The sequence below is a fragment of the Hymenobacter sp. UYP22 genome (assembly GCF_040547285.1).
Taxonomy (GTDB): domain Bacteria; phylum Bacteroidota; class Bacteroidia; order Cytophagales; family Hymenobacteraceae; genus Hymenobacter.
On record NZ_JBEPPK010000001.1, the window covers coordinates 203,841 to 228,697 of the forward strand.

The following is a 24,857-nucleotide window of genomic DNA, read 5'->3' on the forward strand; positions in this document are numbered from 1 at the left end:
CGAGAGAAATGAAGTGTTGATGCTACTAACGTCGTGTTTACTCCGGTATACGGAGGATACCCAAACGCGGGTACCGGCATTGATTGTGTCCAACACACCGGTACCCGCGAAAGTTCGGGAAGGCCTACTTATGCGGCGCCGTTGGAGTCGGCAGCACGTTCGGGCTTGGGCAGCAGCACCTTGCGCGACAGACGGTATTTACCGGTTTTCTTGTCGATATCGAGCAGCTTCACGTCAATCTCCTGACCTACTTCCAGCACGCCTTCCAGGGCCGCCAGACGCTCATGCGATACCTCCGAAATGTGCAACAGGCCGTCCTTGCCCGGCATGATTTCTACGAAGGCACCGTAGGGCTGAATGCTGCGCACTTTGCCTTTGTAAGTAGCCCCAACTTCCGGCACTGCAGCAATAGCCTGGATGCGGCCGATGGCAGCTTGCATGTCTTCCTGGTTGGAAGCGTAGATGCTTACGTGGCCTTTCTCGTCCTTCTCCTCGATGATAACCGTGGCGTTGGTATCCTTCTGGATCTGCTGAATCACTTTGCCACCAGGCCCGATTACGGCACCGATGAACTCCTTGTCAATCAGCATTTTGTGCGAGCGGGGCGTATGCGGCTTCAGCTCGGCAGCCGGCTGGCTGATGGTCTTGGCCATTTCGCGCAAAATATGCAGGCGGCCTTCGCGGGCCTGGTGCAGGGCAGCCGTCATGATTTCGGCGCTCAGCCCCTGGATTTTGATGTCCATCTGGCAAGCCACGATACCTTTCTCGGTGCCGGTTACTTTAAAGTCCATGTCGCCGAGGTGGTCCTCATCACCCAGAATGTCCGAAAGCACAGCGTATTCGCCGGTTTCTTTGTCCTGCACGAGGCCCATGGCAATACCCGAAACGGCCGCGCGCACCGGAATACCAGCGTCCATCAGCGCCATCGAGCCGGCGCAAACCGTGGCCATCGAACTGGAGCCATTCGACTCCAGAATGTCAGACACGATGCGTACGGTGTAAGGGTTCTCATCATCCGAAGGCATTACCTTCTTCAGGGAGCGTTGGGCCAGGTTGCCGTGGCCGATTTCGCGGCGGCCGGGGCCGCGGTTGGGCTTCACCTCGCCGGTCGAGAAGGCCGGGAAGTTGTAGTGCAGCATGAACTTGCTGTAACCCGAAGTCATGGCCGTATCAATGATCTGCTCATCGAGCTTGGTGCCGAGGGCTACGGTGGTCAGCGACTGGGTTTCGCCGCGGGTGAACAGGGCCGAGCCGTGGGCACCGGGCAGGTAGTTCACTTCGCTCCAGATGGGGCGAATTTCGGTGAGCTGGCGACCATCGAGGCGGGTACGCTCCTTGATCATCATGTCGCGGATAGCTTTCTTCTCCGCCGAAGAGTAGTAGCGGCCGAACATCTTCATGTCCAGTTCGGGCTGCTCTTCCAGCAGTTGGGCGGTCAGCGTTTTTTTGATGGCACCAAAGCCTTCCTTGCGGCCGGCTTTGCTGGGGTTTCCCGAGTGCGCAATCTTGTAGGCCTGCTCGTACACACCTTCCTGAATACGCTTCTTCAGATCGTCATTTTCCTCGTACTTCGGATACTCGCGCTTGGTGTGGGATTTCTCCACTTCAGCAGCCAGCTCCAGCTGCACGCGCACCTGCTCCTTGATGGCTTCGTGGGCGAAGGCAATGGCTTCCACCATTTCTTCCTCACTCACTTCGTTCATCTCGCCTTCCACCATGGCTACCGAATCAGCCGTAGCACCTACAATCAGGTCAATGTCGGCGCGGGCAATATCGGCGGTGAGAGGGTTGATTTGCAGCTTGCCGTCGATGCGGGCTACGCGAACCTCCGAGATGGGGCCGGCGAAGGGAATATCAGAAATCGACAGGGCAGCCGAAGCAGCCAGGGCGGCCAAAGCATCGGGCTGTACCGTCTTATCGGCCGAAATCAGGGTAATCATTACCTGCACCTCGTAGTGATAGTCCTTGGGGAACATCGGGCGCAGGATGCGGTCTACGATGCGGCACACCAGGATTTCATAATCCGAGAGGCGGCCTTCGCGGCGCTGGAACGAGCCGGGAATGTTGCCGGCACCACCGAATTTCTCCTGGTAGTCAACCGACAGGGGCAGGAAATCCACGTCGCCGCGGGCGCTGGGCTGCGACACAACGGTAGCCAGCAGCATGGCGTCACCGAGGCGTACCACTACGGCACCGTCGGCGAATTTGGCCAGCTTGCCAGTTTCAATGGAAATCTGCCGACCATCGGGCAGCGTAATGTGTTTGGTAACCGCGTTGTAATTGGGCATCTGAGAGAGTTGCTTATGGAAAGCGTGCAGCGGGCGAGCAGCCGTAAAAACAGGGCCGACAGCGGCCATATTTTGCTCTAAAAATTCTTCTTTGGGAAAGTCAACGCCCGAAGCCGGTAAATGGTGCGCTCCGCTTCGGACAAAAAAAGAGCAGGGAACCTTCCGTGGTGGAAGGTCCCCTGCTCCAGGCGGTGGGCTTACTTACGAATGCCCAGCTCCTTGATGATGGCGCGGTAGCGGTTGATTTCGCGGTGCTGGAGGTAGTCCAGCATGCGACGGCGCTTACCAACGAGTTTGAGCAGACCCAGACGGGTCGAGTAGTCCTTTTTGTTCACTTTCAGGTGCTCGGTCAGGTGAGCAATGCGGTGCGTGAACAGGGCAATCTGCGACTCGGCCGAACCGGTGTCGTTAGAGGACTTTTGCAGGCTGTTTTTTTCGAAAATAGCCTGTTTTGCTTCAGTGGTGAGTTGCATCGGCAGATAGGTTTCCCCGTCTTGGATTAAAAATTGTGAAAAAGAAAGCCACCCCGCATTTCGGGGTGGCCGCAAAGGTAGGCGTTTTTTACACGCTTTCCGAATTCTTTTGAGAGGTGGTTGCGTCCTAGCTGCTTATTAAGCTGATTTCTTGTAGCCGCGCAACGGCCAACGCAAACGAGTGGGAATAAAACGGCCCCAGTTGACATCCAGCAAGCCAGAGTCGTGGCGGGCCTGGTACAGGAAGAATAAGCCAATGGGCAGCAAGGTGGCTGCCGACAGCCACATGCCCACCCCCACTGGCATCACCATTTCCCGGCCGTACTTCTCGCCCATGATGGATATCACATAGTAAATGATGAAGAACACGATGGACACCAGAATAGGCACCCCAATACCCCCCTTCTTAATGATGGCCCCCAGCGGTGCGCCAATCAAGAACATCAGCAGAATGGCGGCCGACTGGCTGTATTTGCGGTAGCTCTCGATGCGGTAGTTGGCCGTTTCCCGGGAAAGATTAGTCAGCCGCTCGGCCGCAGTTCCCAGAAAGGAGCGCACGTTACGGGCCCGGTTAGCCGCTTGCTGGGTCGTGTTGTAGGTTATGGGCTTTAGCTTGGCCACGGGCACCTGCCAGTTTTCTACGCGCTGCACCGCCACGCGGCCGGTAGTGTCCAGGCGCAGAAAAGTGTAGTAAGGGTTTAGTTGCGGAATCAGCTGGCGACGTTCCCGGCCCAGGCGGCTGTGCAGGGAATCGGTGTAGTAAGCCAATTGATTCAGGTCAAGCATCATCTTATTCGTGTTAAACAGTTCCTTCTTTGTGCGGTCCATCCCGAAGGAAGCCAAGGAGAAGGTAATCAGGTTGCGGTCGAAGTTCTGACGGATGAAGCTGGCTCCCGAACCACTCTGGGCGCTGGGCTGCTCCACGTACGTGCGCCCCCGAAATAGCTCCAACCCCAGATACTGCCCCCCAAACCGGGTAAACATCCGTCCTGAGTCGGCCAGAATAACGGTGCTGCCACCCCGGCTCTGGGTGTGGTCATAAATCATAACGCCCTTGAGCAAGTCGCCATTCTCGCCCATTTTCTGATTGACTTTGATAGTAAAACCCGGAATACCGTTGTAGAACACGCCTTCCCGAATATCCAGCGCCAGTTTCTGCTGGCGCACATCCCAAAGCAGGCTAAATGCTTCCAGGTTGGCCTTGGGCACTATCACGTTGTTGTACCAGAAAACCCCGCCGGCCAGCAATGTGCTTACCAGCATTACGGGCCGCAGAATGCGGGTAAGGGAGATACCCGCCGTTTTGATGGCCGTTAGCTCATGGTGTTCCCCCAGCGTGCCGTAGGTCATCAATGAGGAAAGCAACACGGCCAAGGGCAGGGCAATGGGCACTAGCATCACGGCAAAGTAGAACAGCAGCTGCCCAATAACTCCCAGGCCCAAGTCCTTGCCCACCAGGTCGTCCATATACTTGAGCATGTACTGCGTCAGAAATATGAACTCCACTACGGCGAAGGTTAGCAAAAAAGGCCCCGCAAAGGCCCGTAGAATCAGCTTATCAAGTTTTTTCATAACAACTCACGCGGCGGGCCAGCGGCCTGAAACCGCCAAAAAGAAAAGGAGCAAACCGAAAACGAAGATACGGTTCGTTTCGTGCCTGCTCCTTACCAAGGAAAGCTGCGGGGTGTTTATCCGCCTACCTGTTCGCGCAATTTCTGCATCAGACTATCCCACATTTCCTGCAGTTCAACAGTGTCCGTTTCTTCCGAGTAGTCAATAACTCGTAGGTACACCTCCTGGGTTAATTGCGACTCCTCGATAAGAAAATCCAGGTAGTTGGCGTCGGGCTGGTGGCGCTTATTATCATCCAGGAACACAAACCTGACGGAGCGGTTGGTGCGGTGCGAAGCCATTTCGGCGTAATGGGGCTGATTATCCCAGATGAAATTGTACAGATGCCCACCCTCAATTCTTACATCCTGGCAGAACCAGTGGGACAAGCCCGAGGCTGAGGCCAAGTATGGGTACAGGATTTTAGGCGAGGCGTTGACGGGAAATTCCACCGTAAAACGGTGTTTGAGACGAGTAGCGGAAAGCGGCATAAGCAGAACAGAGTAAAGAATTTAGCGACACTTTCCGATGAGGAAAAGCGCCCCGGCAGCCAATATACGCGGGTTTTTTTTTGCGCAACACTTGCATTACATTAAATGTTGTTCCTACCTTTGCACCACCAAAACAGGGCGGGGTAGCTCAGTTGGTTAGAGCACAGGATTCATAACCCTGAGGTCACGAGTTCAACTCTCGTCCCCGCTACATTCGAAAACGGCCTTTCCGCACTGGAAAGGCCGTTTTTGTTTTCTGTGCTGTGGCAGCACATTATCTGTACATTATCCGTTCACCTGCCCCAGGTTGTAGTCTCTACTTCAGCGGCGGCTGGGCGCGCCTAGCTTCTGGGTATTTTTTTGTATCCCGCTCGACGATGATGCCGAAACGACGAACTACTTACACCGGGCGCTGCCCCATCCATAACTATCACCAAGACGGTTTCAGTCACCACTCACAGTTAGCATATTCTCGTCTGCTACCCACACGCTGCAAGCCACACCTAGGATGCCTGCTTACTACTTGCTTGATAATATACCCCTCAACATGCTTAGCTGGATTCTCACTAAAACAGCTGGCCTCCTGCTAGAATCCCCCGATTAGTCAGTTTACCCATATTGTTTTTTGCTGCGGCTTGGCGGCGGTACGCACGCTGGCAGCTTACTTGCTATTCCTTGTCTCTCCCGGAAGGCCTTATATTGTCCACGTTCCTTTTCCTGTATTGCTATGGCTGAGTATACCGTAACTCCCGATAGTAGCCACTATTTTCGTCTAGCCGAAGGGCTACGCGCTGTTGGTGAACTCACTTACCCTAGCTGGTTTACGTTTGATGCTACCCTGAGCCTACTGGACCAGCCTCCATTCCAGATTAAACCCAAGGGCTTCTGGGGTACTACCATTGAGCTCGAGCAGCACGGCAACACCTTGCTGCATTTCACTGTGGGCTGGAACGGCAATATTCTACTGCACGCGGCCTTTCCTCAACAGCCTCAGCAAAACTTCATTTTTAAACAGAAGGGCGTATTTAAGAATCAATACATGCTTACTGACGACCAAGACCGGGAGTTGCTCGTTATCCAGCCTGGCTTCAAGTGGAAAAACAGCACTTTTGATTTCACGCTCTTCTCTACTGAAAGATTTGAGGCCTTGGCCTCGAAGGATATATTGATGCTGGTGGCGGTACACTGCGCCAACTATTATCTTACCCTGATGATGTCCACTACCTTCATAGCTGCCACCTGATTTAGTTTGTCAGCTTGGTATATAGGCAAACCAGATCAGGGGAAGGGTGAATTATGCATTCTTTTTCGATCTGTCTGGTATTGATACGCCAGTACAATTAATCTTACTGTTACCTGCTTCACGCAAAAAGGCCAACCCCTCGCGGAGTTGACCTTTTTACTGGCTACTGAATAAGTAAGCCTACTTGATTTTCTCCACGATGCCTTTGAAAGCCTCGGGGTGATTCAGGGCGAGGTCGGCCAGAACCTTGCGGTTCAGCTCGATACCGGCCTTCTTCAAGCCACCCATAAACTGCGAGTACGACAGGCCGTGCTCACGAGCACCGGCGTTGATACGCTGAATCCAAAGGGCCCGGAACTCACGCTTCTTAACCTTACGGTCACGGTAAGCATAGAGCAGACCTTTTTCAACGGCGTTTTTAGCAACGGTCCATACGTTTTTGCGACGGCCATAATAGCCTTTCGCCAAACGCATTACTTTTTTCCGACGGTGGCGCGAGGCCGCGTGGTTTACACTTCTTGGCATAACCTGGGTTGTTTTTGGCGGCCGGCGGCGGATTTACTGCCGCAGCTTACTTCCTACCGGACGCCTGGTAAAAAAATTAGAAATCAAAAATCACAGAATCAAGCATTAGGGAAATGACTGACTGCAGTGAAAGCAGCACCATTTTTAATTCTTAATTCTCAATTTTTAATTAGATGGTAAGCATGTCTTTTACGCGGTTCATATCAGCCGAGGAAACCAGGCCAACGTGCGTGAGGGCACGCTTCTGCTTGGTGGTTTTCTTGGTCAGAATGTGGCTTTTGAAGGCGTGCTTACGCTTGATCTTGCCCGTGCCGGTCAGCGAGAAACGCTTTTTGGCGCCGGACTTGGTCTTCATTTTCGGCATTGTGGTGGTGATAAAAGGTGAAAAACTGCGGCGGTCGGCTGCCTAGGGCCGGTGCGCCAGCGTGAACAAGGAGCAAGTGCTCCGAAAAAACTATTCAGCGGCCTGAGCTTGGTCGGCGGGTGCGGGCTTAGCTTCCTTGGGAGCTTCTTTACCTGAAGCGGCAGGAGCGGCCTTCTTCGGCACAACTACTGCTTTGGGCGCCAAGTACAGGAACATGCGCTTGCCTTCCAGCTTGGGGAGTTGCTCTACTTTAGCCAGATCTTCCAGCGCCTGAGCAAACTTGAGCAGCAGGATCTCGCCCCGCTCTTTGAACACGATGCTACGACCTACAAAGTGCACGTACGCCTTGATTTTAGCTCCTTCTTTCAGAAACTCCTGGGCGTGCTTGAGCTTGAAGGCAAAATCGTGGTCATCAGTATTGGGACCGAAACGAATTTCCTTAATGACAACTTTAGTCTGCTTAGCCTTCAGCTCGCGAGTTTTCTTCTTCTGCTCGTACTTAAATTTCGAGTAGTCGATAACGCGGCATACGGGCGGCACAGCCGTGGGCGAAATTTCTACTAGGTCCAGGTTTTGCTCCTGCGCCATGCGGCGAGCCTGGTCGGTAGAATAGATGCCTTGCTCCACGTTGTCGCCAACGAGGCGCACTTCACGGGCCGTAATCTTCTGGTTGATTTTGAACGGCTCCTCGACCTGGGTGCGAGGGATATAGCGGCGGTTAGGGGTAGCTATGGCGGTTTCTCCTTAGGGTGAAAGTCGGATTCGGGGCTGATTGCCAGGACACGAAATGGCCCTACGGGGTTCAATCAGCGTGCGAATATCCGGCATTTTTTCCAAACGCTCAAAAAAGGCTATATAAAATTGCAGCCTGCAGCCTGTCTCGAAGGCGCCCAAGGCCAAAAAAAGTCTGCATTTTACAGAGCCAGTCAACAGTATTCATAAGCAAAGCCCCTGACTTCCGTAGTAGAAGTCAGGGGCTTTGCGGTAAATCAGAGTTGGGTATTTGGGCAGGCTAGGCGTTACTGGGCCCAGGCGGCACAGTATCTGAACTCTGGGAAGCCAGTTTATTTGCCGTCCATCATATCATTTACTTGCTGCTGGAAGCTGCTGATAAACTCGGCAATGGGCATGCTACCGACGTCTCCCTGGCCGTGGCGGCGCACAGATACCACGCCTTCGGCCTGCTCCTTCTCCCCTACAATGAGCATGTAGGGAATCTTGGCAACTTCGGCGTCACGGATTTTGCGGCCAATTTTCTCGTCGCGGTGGTCTACGGTGCCGCGCAGTTCGGCCTGCATCAGCGCGTCGTACACTTGCTGGGCGTAGTCGTGGTACTTTTCCGAAATGGGCAGGACGGCAAATTGCTCGGGCGAGAGCCAAAGGGGGAAGTTGCCGCCGCAGTGCTCAATCAGTACGGCCACGAAACGCTCCAGCGAGCCGAAAGGCGCGCGGTGAATCATCACAGGGCGCTGGCGGGAGTTGTCTGGGGCCACGTATTCCAGGTCGAACCGCTCGGGCAGATTGTAATCTACCTGAATGGTACCCAGCTGCCACTTGCGGCCCAGGGCATCACGCACCATGAAATCGAGCTTGGGACCGTAGAAAGCCGCTTCGCCCAACTCCGTTACGGTGTTCAGGCCCTTCTCGGCGGCGGCTTCAATGATGGCCTGCTCAGCGCGGGCCCAGTTCTCATCCGTGCCGATGTACTTGGTTTTGTTTTCCGGGTCGCGCAGGCTGATCTGGGCCGTGAAGTCGGGGAAATCCAGGGCGCGCAACACGTAGAGTACGATGTCAATTACCTTGGTGAACTCCTCCTTCACCTGGTCAGGACGGCAGAAGATGTGGGCGTCATCCTGGGTAAAGCCCCGCACGCGGGTCAGGCCGTGCAACTCACCCGACTGCTCATAGCGGTACACGGTACCAAACTCGGCAAGGCGTACCGGCAGGTCGCGGTACGAGCGGGGCTTGGTTTTGTAGATTTCGCAGTGGTGGGGGCAGTTCATGGGCTTGAGGAAGAATTCCTCGCCCGGGTTCGGCGTTTTAATGGGCTGGAAGGAATCGGCACCGTACTTCTCGTAGTGGCCGCTGGTCACGTACAGCTCCTTGGAGCCGATGTGGGGCGTTACCACGGGCTGGTAGCCCGCCTTGAGCTGCGCGCGGCGCAGAAACTGCTCCAGCTTCTCGCGCAGGGCAGTGCCCTTGGGCAGCCACAGGGGCAGCCCGGCTCCTACCTTGTCCGAAAACGTGAACAGCTCCAGCTCCTTACCCAGCTTGCGGTGGTCGCGGCGCTTGGCTTCCTCCAGGCGCTCCAAGTACTCGGTCAGCTCCTTGGCCTTGGGGAAGGTGATGCCGTAGATGCGGGTGAGCTGCTTGTTCTTCTCGTCGCCGCGCCAGTAGGCCCCGGCCACGTTCAGCAGCTTCACCGCTTTAATGGGTGAAGTATCGGGGATGTGGGGGCCGCGGCAGAGGTCGGTGAAGTCGCCTTGGTTGTAGAAGGTGATAGAGCCGTCTTCGAGGCGCTCCAGAAGGTCCAGCTTGTAGGGGTCCTGCTTCTCGGTGAAGTAGGCAATGGCGTCGGCTTTGCTTACTTCGCGGCGCTCAAACTGGCTTTTCTTCTTGGCCAGCTCCAGCATCTTCTTCTCCACCTCCGGCAGGTCGTCGGTGGAGATGGTGCGGCCTTCGCCCAAGTCAATGTCGTAGTAGAAGCCGTTTTCGATACTGGGGCCGATACCCAGCTTCACGCCGGGATACAGCGCTTCCAGGGCCTCGGCCATCAGGTGGGCGGATGAGTGCCAGAAGGCTGACTTGCCTTCGGGGTCATTCCAGGTCAGGATGGCCACCTGCGCATCTTGTTCAATGGGGCGGTGCAGGTCGCGCACTTCGCCGTTGACGCGCACACCGAGGGCATTGCGGGCAAGGCCTTCGCTGATGCCGGCGGCAACGTCGTAGCCCGTGGCGCCATCTACAAACTGGCGCACCGAACCGTCGGGGAGGGTGATGTTAAGCATACAAGGGGGTTAATGGCTATACAAACAGCCGTGAGGCCGCAAGTTACGGAAAGGGTGAAGTTGTGAAAGGTGAAGTTGCGAGTTTGCCATTCAGCAGGCGCAACTGGCACCAGTTGCGCGGCTTGCTCACACTACGGCCGCTAGAACAGCAAACTCACCATACTACTTCCTTACCCTACAGCCCCGGCCGCTGGGCCTGAATGGGTTCAATGGCTTCCACGGGCGCGGGGCGCGGGGTTTCGTTTACAATTACGCCCCGGGCGCGGTTCCCCACTTTCCAGGCTTTGTAGGTCCAGTGGCGGTTGCCAGGATATTCGGCTACCAGTAGGCGGTACTGGTCGGCGGCTTCAGGGTAGCGGCCCAGGCTTTCTAGGCTTTCAGCCAGCATTTCGCGGGCGTTTTCCAGGCGCGGGGCCCGGCGCAGGGCCCGCTGCAGGTGCGGTATGGCCCGGGCGTACTGCCGGCTTTTGTAGGCCGTTAGGCCCAGGCGGTAATCGGCGCGGTAAAAGGTGGTGTCCAGCTGCACGGTGCGCGAGTAAATGCGGGCGGCGCTGTCGGGCAGGTTTTGCAGCTCAAACTGGCGGCCGTAGTCGTACAGTAGCGGGCCGTAACCGGGAGCCAATTTTAGCCCCCTGGCGGCGTACATAGCGGCCTGAGCGGGCTGGCGGAAGGCATTCAACAGGAAGGCCAGCTGGTGCAGGGTTTCGGGCTGGCGGGGGTCACGGGCCAGGCTAGCGCGCAAGTAATCCAGCGCCTGCACCGTATCCTGCAGCCCCACGTACGCAACACCCTTGTAAAACAAGGCCGCCGCCAGGTCAGGCTCCTGCTGCAGGGCGCGGTCCAGCTGGTCGAGGGCGTCCTGGTAGCGGCGCGAGGCCAAGTGCATCTCCCCTACCAGCAGGTTGAGTTCCGGGGAGGCGAAGCCCCGGCGCGCAGCCTCGTCGGTGGCGGCCAGCGCCGATTTGATGCGGCCCTGAGTGCGCAGGGCACGGGCTTTGGTGAAGTAGAACTCCCCGGGGGAATCATCCAGCTCCAAGGCCTGGTCGATGTCACGCAGGGCGGCATCTGCCTGGCCGGCATCCAGGCGGAAAGCAGCCCGGCGAGCGTACAAGGAGGCGTTCCGAGGCTGACGGGTAATAGCCCCATCCAGTTCTTCCGCCTGAATACGGGGCCCGCTCTGCACCGTTTTGAGGTTTACCATCTTCTCGGGCCGTTCCTCAGGCGCATCGGAGCAGGCCGACAGGCTGCTGGCCAGGAGCAATGAAGAAATCCAGAAACGGCTGGCAGCAGGCATATAATACTAGAAGGAGATCAGAACAGAGTACAAAGATACAGGCCGGTGGGCTAGAGCTTGCGGAGGTGGCGGTGCACCTGCCGCCGCAACTGCCGGTTCAGCTGCTCCAGCATGCGGCGGCAACGGCGGCTAATTTCCAGCTCATCGGCCGTAACGGGCGTAAGGGCCACGGCTTCCTGCAGAACGGCGGTAGCGCGGGTTTGCTGGCTGCGGTTGAGGTATACTCGGGCCAGATCATAGGCAAACTGGATACGCTTGGGCTCCAGCTCGTGGGCTTTTCGTAGGGCATCAAGGGCCATGAAGGTACTGGCGCCGTAGGGCCGCCCCCCCAAAAAGACGCGGCTGTATATCTGCTCCAGAATGTTGTAATGGTCGACGCGGTAGTGCCAGCGGCCCAGCAGCTGCCAGGCCTCCGCCCACTCCGGGCGCAGCTCCGTGGCCCGAAACACATGGTCGCGCATTTCCCGGTACGCCAGCAGCCGGCCCCGGGCGCTGAGCAGGGTGGCCTGAGTAGCCAGAGTCAGGGCCTCGGCGTAATGCCCCTCGGCTCCTTCGGGCTGCACCACCAGCGCCCGGTTAGCATACAAACGGGCCGCCGCGAAGTAGGCTGTTTTCCGGGTTTCATCGGTGTAGCGGCTACCAATGCGGATGCTAAGTACGGCTGCCTGCCACAAGGCCTCGTAGGTGGCCGGCGCTTTGCTGAGCACCTGCTCAAACTTGGCCAGCGCCTCCGACTCGTGGTAATCTGCCTGCAGAGTCCGCGCCTCTTCCAGCAATTTTCGAATGGCCGGATCCGGGGACTCAGCAGTGGTGGGAGCAGATTTTATGGATCGGGCCGATGACTGCGCCCACCCAGGCAAGGCCAGCAGCAGCCACCAACTTAATACCCCCCAGCGGGCCGCAGTGCACAACAAACGGGGGATACCAACAGGCATTGGGGAATAACTAGAAAGGCTGCGTACTTACAAAAAGGCCCGGATAGCTGCAAAGGTGGGCATTCAAACGCAAAATGGCCGCTCACCTAACGATGAGCGGCCAAAATTTGTATCCGAAGCCAGGGCTGCTAGAACAGCTTAAGCTGCGACTTGGGCGTTTTGAGCACGGCCTGGGCCTGGGCCACCTCGGCGGCAGAAATATCTACGTCGCCGTTGTGCTCCGGCAGCGGCTCCTCCGGGGCCGCCGCAGGGCGCGGAATGGTGGCGGGGCCGGCTTTTTTCTTGGCTTCTCGGCGCTGGGGCTCGGGGCCTTCATCGGTGAGCAGGGCCAGCGAGTGGATTTTGAAGTAGTTGAGCTTGTTGCCCATGGCCTTCCAGCCCTTCACGTCAATGAACTCGTGGAGCAGGATTTTTTCGGTTTCCTTGTCGGCCTTCTTGTCGCGCTGCAGCTTCACCTCCACCTGCGGCTCCGTGAAAGCCGTAGCAACCAGCAGCTTGGAGCCTTTGGTTTCGGCGATAAAGGTAAAACGCTTGTCCAAAGTGCTGGTTTCAACTTTGAACCGCTTGACGTAGTGCGCTTTCGACTCGCCCTCTATGTACACCGCGCTGATAACCGTATCGGGCTCCAGCTTGCGTAGCACCACCATATTAGCCGTGTCGAAGTGCAGGGAAAGGTCCGGCGACTGCACGTCGTAGCTCCCGTCCCGGAACACGCGCAGCAGCGTATCATCGGTGTCGAAGGTACCCAGGTAACGGCCGTGGCCGGCGTGGTTGAGGCGGCCCACCACGCTGTCAAAAAATAGCTCCCGGCCGCCCAGCGTGGAGTCGCCAAGGCTTTTCTGGGTGATTTTCTTGATGGGTTGCTTGGTTACGATGTTGCCCATAGAGCCCTTGCCTTTAATGGCCAGCTCGGCAAAATCAAAGTCAAACTGCTTGACGCGGGCCGGGGCCTTATCGGCCAGCTGTATGCCTACCACCTCCGACTCGGAGTTGGGGTTGGCCGTGAGGTAGAGCGTTTTGGTGCCCTTGGTGCCCTTGGTCAGGTCGTAGGATTTGTCGCGGGTGATGCCCGTTACCAGGAAGCGCTTGGCAAAGCTGATGCCCGAGGCACCATCCTGGTAAATCATGTTGTATACCAGCCGGTCGTCGTTTTTATTATAGACGCCCACATGTAGGATGTCCTTGCCCACGAACGTCTTTTCGGCAATGCGGCTCACTGTGAACGTGCCGTCGCGCTTGATGGCAATGATGTCGTCCAGGTCCGAGCAGTCGCAGACCATTACGGCCTTTTCGTCCTTCTTGAGGCCGTAGCCCACAAAGCCATCCTGGTAATTCACGTACAGCTTCTGGTTGGCTACCGCCACTTTCTGGGCCGTTACCACATCGAAAGTGCGCAGCTGGGTTTTCCGCTCCCGGTGCTGACCGTACTTTTTCAGCAGGCCCTCGAAGTAATTGATGGCGTAGCGCGTGAGATTAGCCAAATGGTCGGCTACCTCGGCCAACTCCGCTTCCAGCCGCTGGATGTACTCCTCGGCCTTGAAGCCGTCGAACTTGCTGATGCGCTTGATGCGGATTTCCGTCAGGCGGGTCAGGTCGTCCTCCGTAATGGCGCGGGCCAGCACAATGCGGGTATCGTTGGCTTTCGGCTTTTCGCCCTCAATGCGCACAAATTTGCGCAGGCCGGCATCAATGGTCTGCAGAATTTCTTCCCAGGTTTCGCACTCCTCAATTTTGCGGTAGATGCGGTTTTCGATGAAAATCTTTTCCAGCGAAGCCGAATGCCACTTTTCCTGCAACTCCTCCTGGCGGATTTCCAATTCCCGCTCCAGTAGGCGCAGTGTTTTTTGGGTGCTCAGGCGCAGCATGTCCTCCACTCCCACAAACCGCGGCTTTTCCTCAATAATCACGCAGGTGTTGGGCGAGATGCTGATTTCGCAGTCCGTGAAGGCGTAAAGGGCATCCATGGTGAGGTCGGGGCTTACCCCGGCCGGCAAATGCACCTGAATTTCCACCTCAGCAGCCGTATTATCGACCACCTTTTTGATCTTGATTTTGTTGGCTTCCGAAGCCTTCACGATGCTTTCCATCAGCGCCGTGGTGGTGGTGCCGTAGGGAATGTCGCGGATGACGAGCATGGTCTTGTCGACCTTCTCGATGGTGGCGCGCAGCCGGATTTTGGCCCCGCGCAGGCCGCCGTTGTAGTTGGTTACGTCGCAGAGGCCACCGGTGGGAAAGTCCGGAAACAGCTGAATATCCCGGCCCCGCAGCACATCAATACTGGCCTTGCACAACTCCCGGAAGTTGTGGGGCATGATCTTGGTGCTCAGGCCTACGGCAATGCCCTCCACACCCTGGGCCAGCAGTAAGGGGAACTTCACGGGCAGCGTAGTGGGCTCGCGCTTGCGGCCGTCGTAGCTCATCTGCCACTCCGTAATGTCGGGGTTGAATACCACATCCAGGGCAAACTTGCTTAGCCGCGCTTCTATGTAGCGTGGGGCCGCCGCGCCGTCGCCGGTCCGGATGTCGCCCCAGTTGCCCTGGGTTTCAATCAGCAAATCCTTCTGGCCCAGGTTCACCATGGCATCCCCGATGCTGGCGTCGCCGTGGGGGTGGTACTGCATGGTTTGCCCGATGACGTTGGCCACTTTGTTGAAGCGGCCATCGTCCATTTCCTTCATAGCGTGCAGGATGCGCCGCTGTACGGGCTTGAGGCCGTCCTCAATGGCCGGTACCGCCCGCTCCAGAATCACGTAGCTGGCGTAGTCCAGAAACCAGTTCTGGTACATGCCATTCACGGTAGCCACGTCATGAATCATCTCGCCGGGCGCGAATTTGGGTTCCTCCTCGGGCGTAGCTTCTTCCTCGGCAGCCTCGAGGGTGGTAGCTTCAGCGGCGGCCATTTCCAGCAGCAGCTCGCCGGTTTCGCTTACGCTGAGCTGGGTGGAATCCTCATCGGCTGAGGCAGCCCCGAATTCAAAGGAGTCGCCGGCACCAAATACGTTGGGCTGTTCTTCGGAATTCGGGTCCTGGGGGGTATTTTCTTCTGACACGGTTGCGTATGGCGCTTGCCACGGTTATTGTTCTTGTACCTCTCTTCCGGCCGCTCAGGCGGAAGGCTTATTCAATAGGATGGCCACGTACACCCATCCGTTGCTGCGAGGAAGCAGGGGAAAAGCTACGAAGAAATTCAGCAGCACCCTGAATTGACGCTGGCAGCTCTGCGGACGTCAAAAGTACCGGTAAGCCGCGCAGAACGCAACAGTTTATCCTGACAGGTAGCGTTACAAATATCCTAATATTTTTAGCTAAAAACAAGTACACAGCGTACACTAATCAATAGGAAAACCAGCCTAAAAAGTTCAACACGCTACTTAGCGAAGCAGAATTTTACTACTTTATTTAGTAAAATGATATTATGTACCACAGTTGATCCTGACACTGGTGGGCCGAATAGATAAACGAAAGAGCCACTACTCCAGAAAGGGGCAGTGGCTCTTCTCAATTGGTGGAAGGCTGCAGATCAGCAGATGGCCAACCTATCGGGCACGCATTGCGGCCGACGCAGCCCCAGAGCTTGTTGACATTCGGAGTAGCGTTTGCTTGATTACTGGAGGTGACGTGTGCTTATTCAGGTGCTCCGAAACGTTGGCTAACGGTGTTACCGTACTCTGAACCTCCTGCATAAGCACTAGCCCGGCCTGCGGCGCCAACTTGCGCAGCAGGCTCAGGTCTTCCCCGTACACCGGGCGGAGGTAGCTCCCGTCGACCAGAATTAGGTGCGGTTTGCGGCCCCCATCAAGGAGCATGGCCACGAGTTCCTCCATCGACTCGGCGGCTACTACTACTTCAAACTCCGGCTGAATGCAGAAATACATCTGCCAGACTTCCCGCAGGGCGGGGTGTGCCTCTATGATGGCCAGCGTTGGTTTCATGTCAGCAAGGTACCCATTGGTACTATACCGCGGTATAGCATGAATATGCGAATCTACAGGTAGCAGCAGCCTACCGCCGATAGCCCCGGGCCAGCAGCTCCGCCTTGGAATTTACTTGCAGCTTACGGTAGACCTGCCGGATGTGGCTACGCACGGTATCAATGCTGAGAAAGAGGCGGTCGGCGATGCGCTGATAGCTGAGTCCATCCTCAATGCCGCGCACAATATCCTGCTCCCGGGCCGTAAGGGGCTCCAGGGCTGGGCGCGGGGCGGGCTGGAAGTGACGAATGACGTGCCGGGCAATACTGGGCGACATGGGTGAGCCCCCGGCGGCCACCTGTAGTAAGTGCTCCTTTAGCAACGGCAGAGGCGTATCCTTTTCCAGGTAGCCAACCGCCCCAGCGCGCAGGGCCTCAAATACCCGCTCAGCATCGGTGTATACGCTAAGCATGACTACCTCTACCGCCGGCAGCAACTGCCGCAAGTGGGCTAGCCCCTCAATACCCGACATGCCGGGCAGACCAATATCGGAGAGCACCAAACGAGGGGTGACGGGCAGCGCGGGAATACCAGCTAAAAACTCCTCCACGGAGGCGGCGCTCAGCACGCAGCTAAACTCTGACTGCGCGCACAAGTAGCCCAGTAAGGCCTCGCGGATAGTTGGCTGGTCTTCGATAATGCCGAGGGTAATCACGCGTCAAAGGTCTGATTTGCCAGCAGCCGGGGCTATAGCATGAATATGTGAAATTAAATAGCCGTAACGCCCATGCTTTGGGCGCCGGTGCCTGGGGGTGGGCACCACTCACCTAACCCAGCGGCAAGCGGGCCGTAACCCGAAAGCCCGGCCCCTGGGTTTCATACGTAACTGTGCCAGCGGCCGCCGCTGCCCGGGCGCGCATATTGCGCAAGCCCTGCCCACCTACTGCCGGCCGGGCAGGAGCAGCTTGCCCATCGTCCAGCACCATGAGTTCCAGCTGCCGGCCCTGCTGCCGCAGCCGCACGGTTACCTGGGTGGCGCGGGCGTGTTTCACGGCATTGTGCAGGGCCTCTTTGTAAATCAGGTACAGCGCCTGCCGGGTACCCAAGGATACGGAGGAAGCTGCCAGGGCAGGGTCGGCGTGGAAATCAAGCTCCAGGCCAGCGGGCGGCAGTACCTGATGCGCGTGGTCGTGCATGCGGTTCAGCATGCTGGTAAAGGAATCGTTGCGCGCATCAATCCCCCATACCACGTCGCTCATTTGGCGGGCAGCCATCCGGCTGGTTTCGGCCATGTGGTCGAGGTGGCTGCGCTGCTGCTCTACCGGGTACAGGCCCTCACGCAACATGGTACTCTGCAGGGAAATTTGGGTCAACAACGAGCCTACGTCGTCGTGCAGGTCGGCGGCGAGGCTGGTGCGCAAAGCAGCTTCCCGCCGGGCCTGCCGCCGCCGGTATTGCCAGAGCCCGGCACCAGCCAGTAGTATAAGCCCCAGGCCCAACCCAACCAGCAGGGCAGCATGCCGCTGCTGCTTTAAGCGGCCTAGCTGTTGCTGCTGCTGCTGCAAGCGGTTTTGCTGAGTCAGCAGCCGGATTTCGGCCTGCTGCTGGCTTAGCTCGTTGCGAAACTGCAGGGCTGCCGTGCGCCTTCTTACTTCCGCTCCGGTAAGACTGTCGCGGGCCACCATAAATGCTTGCTGCGCTTGGTAGGCGCGGGCAAAATCACCTAGCTGGGCATATGCCTGGGCCAATACTTCGTTGCCGGCCTGGATATCGGCCTGAGCACGGGCCGGCTTACTGGCAGATAGGCTCATTTGCGCGTAGTGGGCGGCGCTGTCGGGCCGGTGGCGGCTCAGGTTGGCCCGGGCCAGCAGCACCAGCACCCGGGGCACTAGTATGGGCAGCACCTTACGGGCCTGCGGCAGCGCCGGATGGGCGCGACTCAGGGCGGACTCGCTCTGGCCCAGTTCCTCCTCCATCTCCGCCAGGTTGATTTCCATGCGCCAGATTTCCTGGGCCAGGTTCAACTGCTTGCTGATGGCCATGCTCTGGGCGTAGTAGCTGCTGGCCTCCTGCCAGCGTTGTTGCTGCCGGCGCACCTCCCCCAACTCCTCATAAATTAAATTCAGGCGGTCAGGATAGTCATGGTGCAAAGATACTTTCAGGGCATGGCGCAGGTACTGCTCGGCCGTACCCAGCTCGCCCAACTGCCGATACGTGCTGGCAATCTGAATTTGCAGGCTGGTATAGAACCGTCGGGTGTCGCCGTAGTCAAAGGAAGGCGGCACTTTCAGGCAGTAGGTCAGGGCTTTGATGTACTGGCCCTGTTGGGAGGCAATTCTGGCCCGGCGACCCAGACAGCGAATCTGCCCGCCCACGTTGTGAATGCGCGTAAACTCGGCATCAGCTTTATTAAGCCACTTTGTAGCTTCCTCGTAGTCACCCAGCGAAATGTAGCCGTCCGCTAGGTCCAACAGGGTTTCGGCCTCGTAGTCGCGGTAGTTGAGGGTGCGGGCCAGGGCTACTGCCTGCCGCAGCAGTGGTAGCCCCGCCCGTACATCCCGCTGCTGAACTTCCCAGGCCAGTCTGGTTACCAGTATTACCTTAGGAGTATCCAGCACCACCCGGGCCTTGATTAGGGCCCGCAGGCTGTCGATGCGCCGCTGGCTGGTTTGCTGCACCCGCACGGCAGAAGCCGCCGCCGCCAACCGGTGCAGTGGTTGCTTACCGGCAACGCCCGCCGCCAAGGTAATTCCTCTTCCTCCCAGCAATAACGCGCAGCAAACCAGAATACGAACCATGAAAGCAGAGGACAGGCAAGGGAGCAGTTGCACAAGATACGGTGCGTATCTCTATCATTTTTAGTCCGATACCGATTTAAAAGCCAAATTTCCCTGAATCACTCGGGCACGGTTAACGGCCCCAGCACATCATAGATACTTATCCTCACTCCTAACCAAACCCCGCAAAAAAGCCCTCCCGAGTGCATCAGGAGGGCCTCTAGAAGCTCAGGCAGAGTAGCAGCTACGCCAGTTCAGCTTCCGGTACTTCTGCCAGGGGCAGCACGTCGGAGGTTACCAGGTCTTTTTCCTGGCGCAAGTTATCAATGATGAACTCCTGACGGGCGGGTGTGTTTTTGCCCATGTAGTAGGTCAGTACCTGCTGAATAGAGCGGTCAGACTGCAGAATAACAGGCTCCAGCTTGATGTTGTCGCCAATGAATTTGCCGAACTCATCGGGGCTGATTTCACCCAAGCCTTTGAAGCGGGTTACCTCGGGGTTGCGGCCCAGCTGCCGCATGGCGGCCTGCTTTTCCTGCTCGTTGTAGCAGTAAATGGTGGTTTTCTTGTTGCGCACCCGGAACAGCGGCGTTTCCAAGATGAACACGTGGCCGTTACGCACCAAATCGGGGAAGAACTGCAGGAAGAACGTGAGCAGCAACAGCCGAATGTGCATACCGTCCACGTCGGCATCAGTAGCCACTACCACGCGGTTGTAGCGCAGGTTTTCAATGCCTTCCTCGATATTAAGGGCGTGCTGGAGCAGGTTCAGCTCCTCATTTTCGTACACGATTTTCTTCTTCAGCCCAAAGCAGTTCAGGGGCTTACCACGCAAACTGAACACGGCCTCCGTTTCCACGTTGCGGCTCTTGGTAATGGAGCCCGAGGCGGAGTCGCCCTCGGTGATGAATAAGGTAGTGAGCAAGGCTTTTTCCTCGTCCTTGGTTTCGCCCAGGTGCAGGCGGCAGTCCCGCAGCTTGCGGTTGTGCAGGTTGGCTTTTTTGGCGCGCTGGTTGGCCAGCTTTTTCACCCCGGCCATATCGGTGCGCTCCCGCTCACTCTGGTCAATTCGCTTTTTGAGGGCCTCGGCTACCAGCGGGTTTTTGTGCAGGTAGTTATCCAGCTGCTCCTTCACAAAATCAAGTACGAATCCCCGCACAGTAGGCCCATCGGGGCCCATATTGAAGGAACCAAGCTTGGTTTTGGTCTGGCTTTCAAACACTGGCTCCTGCACCCGTACCGAAATGGCGGCAATGATGGAGGCCCGAATGTCGGAGGCTTCGTACTTCTTGTTTTTGTTGGTTTTGGCGAAAAACTCCTGCACGGTTTTCACCACGGCCTCCCGGAAAGCCGCCAAATGGGTACCGCCCTGGGTAGTGTACTGCCCATTCACGAAGCTGTAATACTCCTCGCCGTAGTCGTTGCCGTGAGTCATGGCCAACTCAATATCCTCCCCTTTCAGGTGAATAGTGGGATACCGCAGGCTGTCGGGGTCGGCTTTGCGGGCCAGCAAATCCGCCAGGCCGTTCTCAGAAAAGTATTTCTGGCCGTTGAAATTGATAGTAAGCCCCGCATTCAGGTACACGTAGTTCCATATCTGGTTTTCCAGATATTCCGGGATGAAGCGGTAGTTGCGGAAAATGCTGTCGTCGGGCTGAAATACCATCAGCGTACCGTTGCGCTGGCTGGTTGCCTGCGGTTTGGGGTCGTTGGTAAGTACGCCCTGGGCAAACTCCGCGGCCTTCAACTGGCCCTCACGCACGCTCTGCACCAGAAAATAATTGCTCAGCGCATTAACCGCCTTGGTGCCTACGCCGTTCAAGCCCACAGATTTCTGAAAGACTTTGCTGTCGTATTTACCGCCCGTGTTAATCTTGCTGACTACGTCTACCACCTTACCCAGCGGGATGCCCCGGCCATAGTCGCGCACTTGCACGCGGCTGTCGGATATTTTGATATCGATGGTGCGGCCATAGCCCATTACGTGCTCATCAATGGAGTTGTCAATTACCTCCTTTACCAGCACGTAAATCCCGTCGTCGTAGCTAGAGCCGTCGCCGAGCTTGCCGATGTACATACCAGGACGCAGCCGGATGTGCTCCCGCCAATCCAGGGAGCGGATGCTGTCTTCGGTGTATGCGTGGGAAGCGGAAGGAACTTGCTGTTCAGCCATTAGGAAAACCAGAAATCAGATTCAGGGTAAAATAACGTAGAAATTACCCATTTCCACGCTTTGTTTCGCTAGTAAAATTAGCAAAACACCAGCAGTAAAACCAGCCCATTGTCTTTTTAATTCCGCACAAATCTCGCTCAGCTTTCGAAAAGCGCATTCCCCTCCTCCCCTTAACGCCAACCATTTTAGCAAATGCTACACACCAACACGCAACATAATTTACCGCCCTCCGGGCATAAGCCCAGCGCGGTAGTCAAGCAGACGCCCGTTATTCAGTTTGCATTTTTCATGGTGGGGCTGGTATTGCTCGTCTACACGCTGAAGGTGCTCGATGATATTTTGCTGCCCCTGCTGTTTTCCGCCGTTTTCACTCTGCTGCTTCTCCCCATCTGCCGGTGGCTGGAGTTGAAGGGGCTGCCCCGGGTACTGGCCATTGTGGTGTGTCTGCTGCTGGTTATAGCCATTTTTGTGGGCGTCATTCTGGGTTTTGGCTCCCAGTTAGCGCAGTTCAAAAATGAAATTCCCAAGCTGCAGACCAAACTCATGCAGTTCTTCAACGAGACGCAGGAATGGGCCCACCTTAAGTTTGGGTACCAACCCATGAGCATCGACGACTTGAAGGAGACGACGGTGAAGGCCCTGAAAAAATCGGGCGGCACTTACCTGGGCACCACCCTGAACACGACCACGGCGGTACTAAGCAACTTAGCGCAGGTACTGATTTACGTTTTCTGCTTCCTGTATTACCGGGACCACCTGCGGCAGTTTATGTTCCGGTTTGTGGCCCCCGACAAGCGCACTTCCGTGCTGCACACCGTAGACAATATCCAGACGGTGGTGCAAGCCTATATTTCGGGCCTGTTCAAGGTCATTGTCATCGTGTCCATTCTCAACGGTATCGGGCTACTGGCTCTGGGCGTCAAGTTCGCCATCTTCTTCGCCATTTTCGCCTCCGTTTTGGCCGTAATTCCTTATATCGGTATTATGATTGGGGCTACCGTACCGGCCATTATTACGCTGGTAGAAACTGGCTCGGTGGTACAGGCAGCGCTGGTAATTGGGGTATTTGTGGTGGTGCAATTTCTGGAAGGCAACTTCATTACTCCCATGATTACCGGCTCCCAGGTAAGCATCAACCCACTGGCCGCCATTCTGGCCCTGATTTTGGGTGGCGAGCTGTGGGGTACGCCGGGCATGATTCTGAGCATTCCGCTGATGGCGGTAGCCAAGGTGGTGCTGGATGCCAACAAAACCACGGAGCCCTGGGGCTTCCTGCTGGGCGACACCGCCGAGGGTGAAGACTCTACCAAGCCCGATAATAAGTCGCCGGGAGGAATTCAGAAACTCTGGAACCGCATGCTGGGCCGGGCAGCCTAACCCACCCAGGGGAACTTGAGGAAGAGCTTCCGAGCAGCTGTGCTCGGAAGCTCTTTTTGCTTCGGACGATAGGCACACTTCAGGAGGCAACCCAAATTTTGTACGTAACCCCGTGTAAGCTCGGCACGATATACACCCCATCAGCAGCTACTTTATTCCTGCTGATATCTGACCTTAACCATCCTAATTTCTTTCCCATGGCAACTATCACCGGCGAAACCGCCCGCGCATACAACGACCTCGTAGAAATCAATAAAACGGCCGCTAAAGGCTACCAGGAAGCCGCTGAAGGCGTAAGCAGCCCCGATCTGAAATCCAAGCTCAGTGAGCTGAGCCAGCAGCGCGCTCAGTTTGTTTCGGAACTCAGCCAGCACGCTCAGCAGTACGGCATCAACACCGAAAACGAAACCACGGTAGAGAGCGTGGTGGCCGATGCCGCCGCTGCCGTACACCGTGGCTGGATCAACCTGAAGTCGGCCGTAACCGGCCAGGACGACTCGGCTATTCTGGGCGAGTGTGAAACTGGCGACGCAGTAGCCCTGCAGAGCTACGAAACCGCTCTGCGCTCCACTGAGCTACCCGCAGAGGCTCGCAATGTACTGCAGAAGCAGCACGGCGAAATTCTGTCGGCCAAAAACTGGGTTACTCAGCAAAAAGGCACCCGCTAAGCTGCTTATAAGCTTTGCACCAATAAGGCCCGCCACATGGCGGGCCTTATTGTTTTAGGCTGTGTGGATAGAATAAGCAAGCCTAGGTGAGTTTGCCAAAACGATTAGCGGCTGCAACCTTCTAACCCGGTATCTTTGTTAGCAATCTGTTTAGCCCGTTAAGCTGCTCGTATAGCCCACCGCCTTTGTACGCCATCATCGACCTTGAAACTACCGGGGGCCAGCCCGCCCAAGACCGCATCACGGAAATAGCCATTTACATTCATGATGGCGAGAAAGTGGTGGACGAGTTCAGTACCCTACTCAACCCCGGCCGCAACATCCCGTTTTTCATCACCCAACTCACAGGCATTTCTGATGATATGGTGCGGAATGCGCCCAAGTTTCACGAGGTGGCCCGCAAGATTGTGGAAATAACGGAGGGCTGCGTGTTTGTGGCGCACAATGTGCGGTTCGATTACTCTTTTCTCAAAAAGGAATTCGCTGACCTGGGTTACAACTACTCGCGCAAAACACTGTGCACGGTTCGCCTGAGCCGCTCCCTGATGCCGGGGCAGCCCAGCTACAGCCTGGGTAAGCTCTGCCAGAACATTGGGATTCCATTGCAGGACCGGCACCGGGCTACCGGCGACGCGGCCGCCACGGCCATCCTGTTCGGACGCCTACTAGCCATTAGCCAGCAGCCAGAGGCGGGCACCGACCCTGAGTTGAGCCCCGCTGATGCCTTGGCCGCCGTGGATGCGGCGGCTCCGGCTGGCCGGAAGCCCGGTACAGCGGGCAAGCAACCCTCGCCCCGTAAGATCAAGGCGGTACAGGAAGCCATCAAAACGGCCTTGCTGCCACCTAATATTACGCCCGAAAAAGTAGCCTCTTTGCCCCAGGAAGCCGGGGTATACTACTTTCATGATGAGCAGGGGGAGGTGATATACGTGGGGAAGAGCATTAACATCTACAAGCGTATTCAGCAGCACTTCGCCGTTGATTACAAGTCGAGAAAAAGTATTGAGTTCAAGAACTCTATTTCGGACATTACCTGGGAGCTAACGGGTTCGGAGCTGGTCGCTCTGCTTTATGAGTCGCACGAAATTAAGCGGCTCAAGCCCCTGTACAACCGCGCGCAACGCCGCTCCGTATTTCCGGCGGGCATTTTTCTGCGCACTGATGAGCAGGGCTACAAACGCCTCTACTACGGGCGGGCCGACGACCACGCTGAATCCCACCCGCTCATAGCGCTGGGCAACCAGTATAAAGCCAAGGGCTTCCTGTTTCATAAAGTGGCCAAGTTTAACCTGTGCCAGAAGCTCTGCGACCTGTACAAAACCCAGGGGGCCTGCTTTGACTACCAGGTACACCGCTGTAAGGGTGCCTGCCTGGGTTTGGAGCCGGCCGAGGAGTACAACAAGCGGGTTGAGGAAGCTATTGAGTCGTTTACCTATGAGCATGGCTCATTCGTGGTAATTGGGCAGGGTCGCCGTCCCGACGAAAAGAGCCTGGTAGTGGTAGAAAACGGCCGGTATATGGGCTTTGGCTACGTGGATGAAGCTTTCACGGCCCGGCGCTTTCCTGATTTCCGGGATGCCATTACGCGCTACAACGACAACAAGGACGTGCAACAGATTATCCGCCAGTACCTGCGCACCTCGCACAAGGACAAGGTGAAAGTATTCAGCTAGTCCCCGCAGCACCCAAGACACGGAGCCGGTTAGCGCCAATTATTGG

Annotated in this window: 18 protein-coding genes, 1 tRNA gene and 1 pseudogene; 5 read left to right on the forward strand and 15 right to left on the reverse strand. The window is 56.7% G+C overall.

The genetic code is table 11. The annotated features are described in order from the left end of the window. Nucleotides 1-128: 128 nt before the first annotated feature. The 4 genes from pnp to ABIB60_RS00985 all read right to left on the reverse strand — a co-directional run bounded on the left by pnp (nt 129) and on the right by ABIB60_RS00985 (nt 4,863). The gene (pnp, locus tag ABIB60_RS00970) at nt 129-2,288 is read right to left on the reverse strand and encodes a polyribonucleotide nucleotidyltransferase (protein WP_354577080.1); all 2,160 of its coding nucleotides are present in this window, start codon (nt 2,286-2,288) and stop codon (nt 129-131) included. 197 nt (nt 2,289-2,485) lie between these two features. Next, on the reverse strand, nt 2,486-2,761 hold the full coding sequence (rpsO, locus tag ABIB60_RS00975; protein ID WP_354577081.1) for a 30S ribosomal protein S15: 276 nt from the start codon (nt 2,759-2,761) through the stop codon (nt 2,486-2,488). 138 nt (nt 2,762-2,899) lie between these two features. Continuing rightward, nucleotides 2,900-4,333: an LptF/LptG family permease gene (locus tag ABIB60_RS00980; protein ID WP_354577082.1), complete on the reverse strand. Its 1,434-nt coding sequence runs from the start codon at nt 4,331-4,333 to the stop codon at nt 2,900-2,902. A gap of 116 nt (nt 4,334-4,449) precedes the next feature. After that, nucleotides 4,450-4,863, reverse strand: coding sequence for an START-like domain-containing protein (locus ABIB60_RS00985; protein WP_315997635.1), 414 nt, complete (start codon nt 4,861-4,863; stop codon nt 4,450-4,452). Between the two features lie 137 nt (nt 4,864-5,000). Between ABIB60_RS00985 and ABIB60_RS00990 the strand changes: the two genes are divergently transcribed. After that, nucleotides 5,001-5,074 (forward strand) — tRNA-Met (locus tag ABIB60_RS00990). Between the two features lie 516 nt (nt 5,075-5,590). Continuing rightward, complete coding sequence (locus ABIB60_RS00995) at nt 5,591-6,106, forward strand: hypothetical protein (RefSeq protein WP_354577083.1); 516 nt, start codon at nt 5,591-5,593, stop codon at nt 6,104-6,106. 180 nt (nt 6,107-6,286) lie between these two features. On the opposite strand, the gene rplT is transcribed toward ABIB60_RS00995, so the two are convergent. The 11 genes and pseudogenes from rplT to ABIB60_RS01050 all read right to left on the reverse strand — a co-directional run bounded on the left by rplT (nt 6,287) and on the right by ABIB60_RS01050 (nt 21,093). Then, on the reverse strand, nt 6,287-6,631 hold the full coding sequence (gene rplT, locus ABIB60_RS01000) for a 50S ribosomal protein L20 (RefSeq protein WP_125432987.1): 345 nt from the start codon (nt 6,629-6,631) through the stop codon (nt 6,287-6,289). A 169-nt stretch (nt 6,632-6,800) separates the two neighbouring features. Continuing rightward, nucleotides 6,801-6,995: a 50S ribosomal protein L35 gene (rpmI, locus tag ABIB60_RS01005; protein WP_354577085.1), complete on the reverse strand. Its 195-nt coding sequence runs from the start codon at nt 6,993-6,995 to the stop codon at nt 6,801-6,803. Between the two features lie 171 nt (nt 6,996-7,166). Further along, a pseudogene (gene infC, locus ABIB60_RS01010) lies at nt 7,167-7,727 on the reverse strand (translation initiation factor IF-3); the annotation flags it as partial. Nucleotides 7,728-8,059: 332 nt separating this feature from the next. Continuing rightward, entirely contained in the window at nt 8,060-10,003 is a 1,944-nt protein-coding gene (gene thrS, locus ABIB60_RS01015) for a threonine--tRNA ligase (RefSeq protein ID WP_354577087.1), read from the reverse strand. A gap of 175 nt (nt 10,004-10,178) precedes the next feature. Continuing rightward, a complete protein-coding gene (locus tag ABIB60_RS01020) occupies nt 10,179-11,297 on the reverse strand; it encodes a tetratricopeptide repeat protein (RefSeq protein WP_354577088.1) in 1,119 nt (372 codons plus the stop codon). 50 nt (nt 11,298-11,347) lie between these two features. After that, nucleotides 11,348-12,232: a tetratricopeptide repeat protein gene (locus tag ABIB60_RS01025; RefSeq protein WP_354577090.1), complete on the reverse strand. Its 885-nt coding sequence runs from the start codon at nt 12,230-12,232 to the stop codon at nt 11,348-11,350. Between the two features lie 128 nt (nt 12,233-12,360). After that, on the reverse strand, nt 12,361-15,132 hold the full coding sequence (locus ABIB60_RS01030; RefSeq protein WP_354577747.1) for a DNA gyrase/topoisomerase IV subunit A: 2,772 nt from the start codon (nt 15,130-15,132) through the stop codon (nt 12,361-12,363). A 636-nt stretch (nt 15,133-15,768) separates the two neighbouring features. Continuing rightward, nucleotides 15,769-16,164 carry a response regulator gene (locus tag ABIB60_RS01035; protein ID WP_354577091.1) on the reverse strand — a complete coding sequence of 132 codons (396 nt, stop codon included), beginning with the start codon at nt 16,162-16,164 and terminating at the stop codon, nt 15,769-15,771. A 70-nt stretch (nt 16,165-16,234) separates the two neighbouring features. Continuing rightward, complete coding sequence (locus ABIB60_RS01040) at nt 16,235-16,858, reverse strand: response regulator (RefSeq protein ID WP_354577093.1); 624 nt, start codon at nt 16,856-16,858, stop codon at nt 16,235-16,237. A gap of 112 nt (nt 16,859-16,970) precedes the next feature. After that, a complete protein-coding gene (locus ABIB60_RS01045; protein WP_354577095.1) occupies nt 16,971-18,941 on the reverse strand; it encodes a tetratricopeptide repeat-containing sensor histidine kinase in 1,971 nt (656 codons plus the stop codon). A gap of 223 nt (nt 18,942-19,164) precedes the next feature. Further along, on the reverse strand, nt 19,165-21,093 hold the full coding sequence (locus ABIB60_RS01050; RefSeq protein WP_354577097.1) for a DNA topoisomerase IV subunit B: 1,929 nt from the start codon (nt 21,091-21,093) through the stop codon (nt 19,165-19,167). 192 nt (nt 21,094-21,285) lie between these two features. On the opposite strand from ABIB60_RS01050, the gene ABIB60_RS01055 reads away from it, so the two are divergent. From ABIB60_RS01055 to ABIB60_RS01065, 3 genes are all read left to right on the forward strand, one after another. Next, nucleotides 21,286-22,470 (forward strand): AI-2E family transporter, encoded by a 1,185-nt coding sequence (locus ABIB60_RS01055; RefSeq protein ID WP_354577098.1) that lies wholly within the window; start codon nt 21,286-21,288, stop codon nt 22,468-22,470. Between the two features lie 197 nt (nt 22,471-22,667). Then, nucleotides 22,668-23,138 (forward strand): PA2169 family four-helix-bundle protein, encoded by a 471-nt coding sequence (locus ABIB60_RS01060; protein WP_315997647.1) that lies wholly within the window; start codon nt 22,668-22,670, stop codon nt 23,136-23,138. Between the two features lie 185 nt (nt 23,139-23,323). Further along, nucleotides 23,324-24,811 carry an exonuclease domain-containing protein gene (locus ABIB60_RS01065; protein WP_354577099.1) on the forward strand — a complete coding sequence of 496 codons (1,488 nt, stop codon included), beginning with the start codon at nt 23,324-23,326 and terminating at the stop codon, nt 24,809-24,811. The last annotated feature ends 46 nt before the right edge of the window (nt 24,812-24,857 follow it).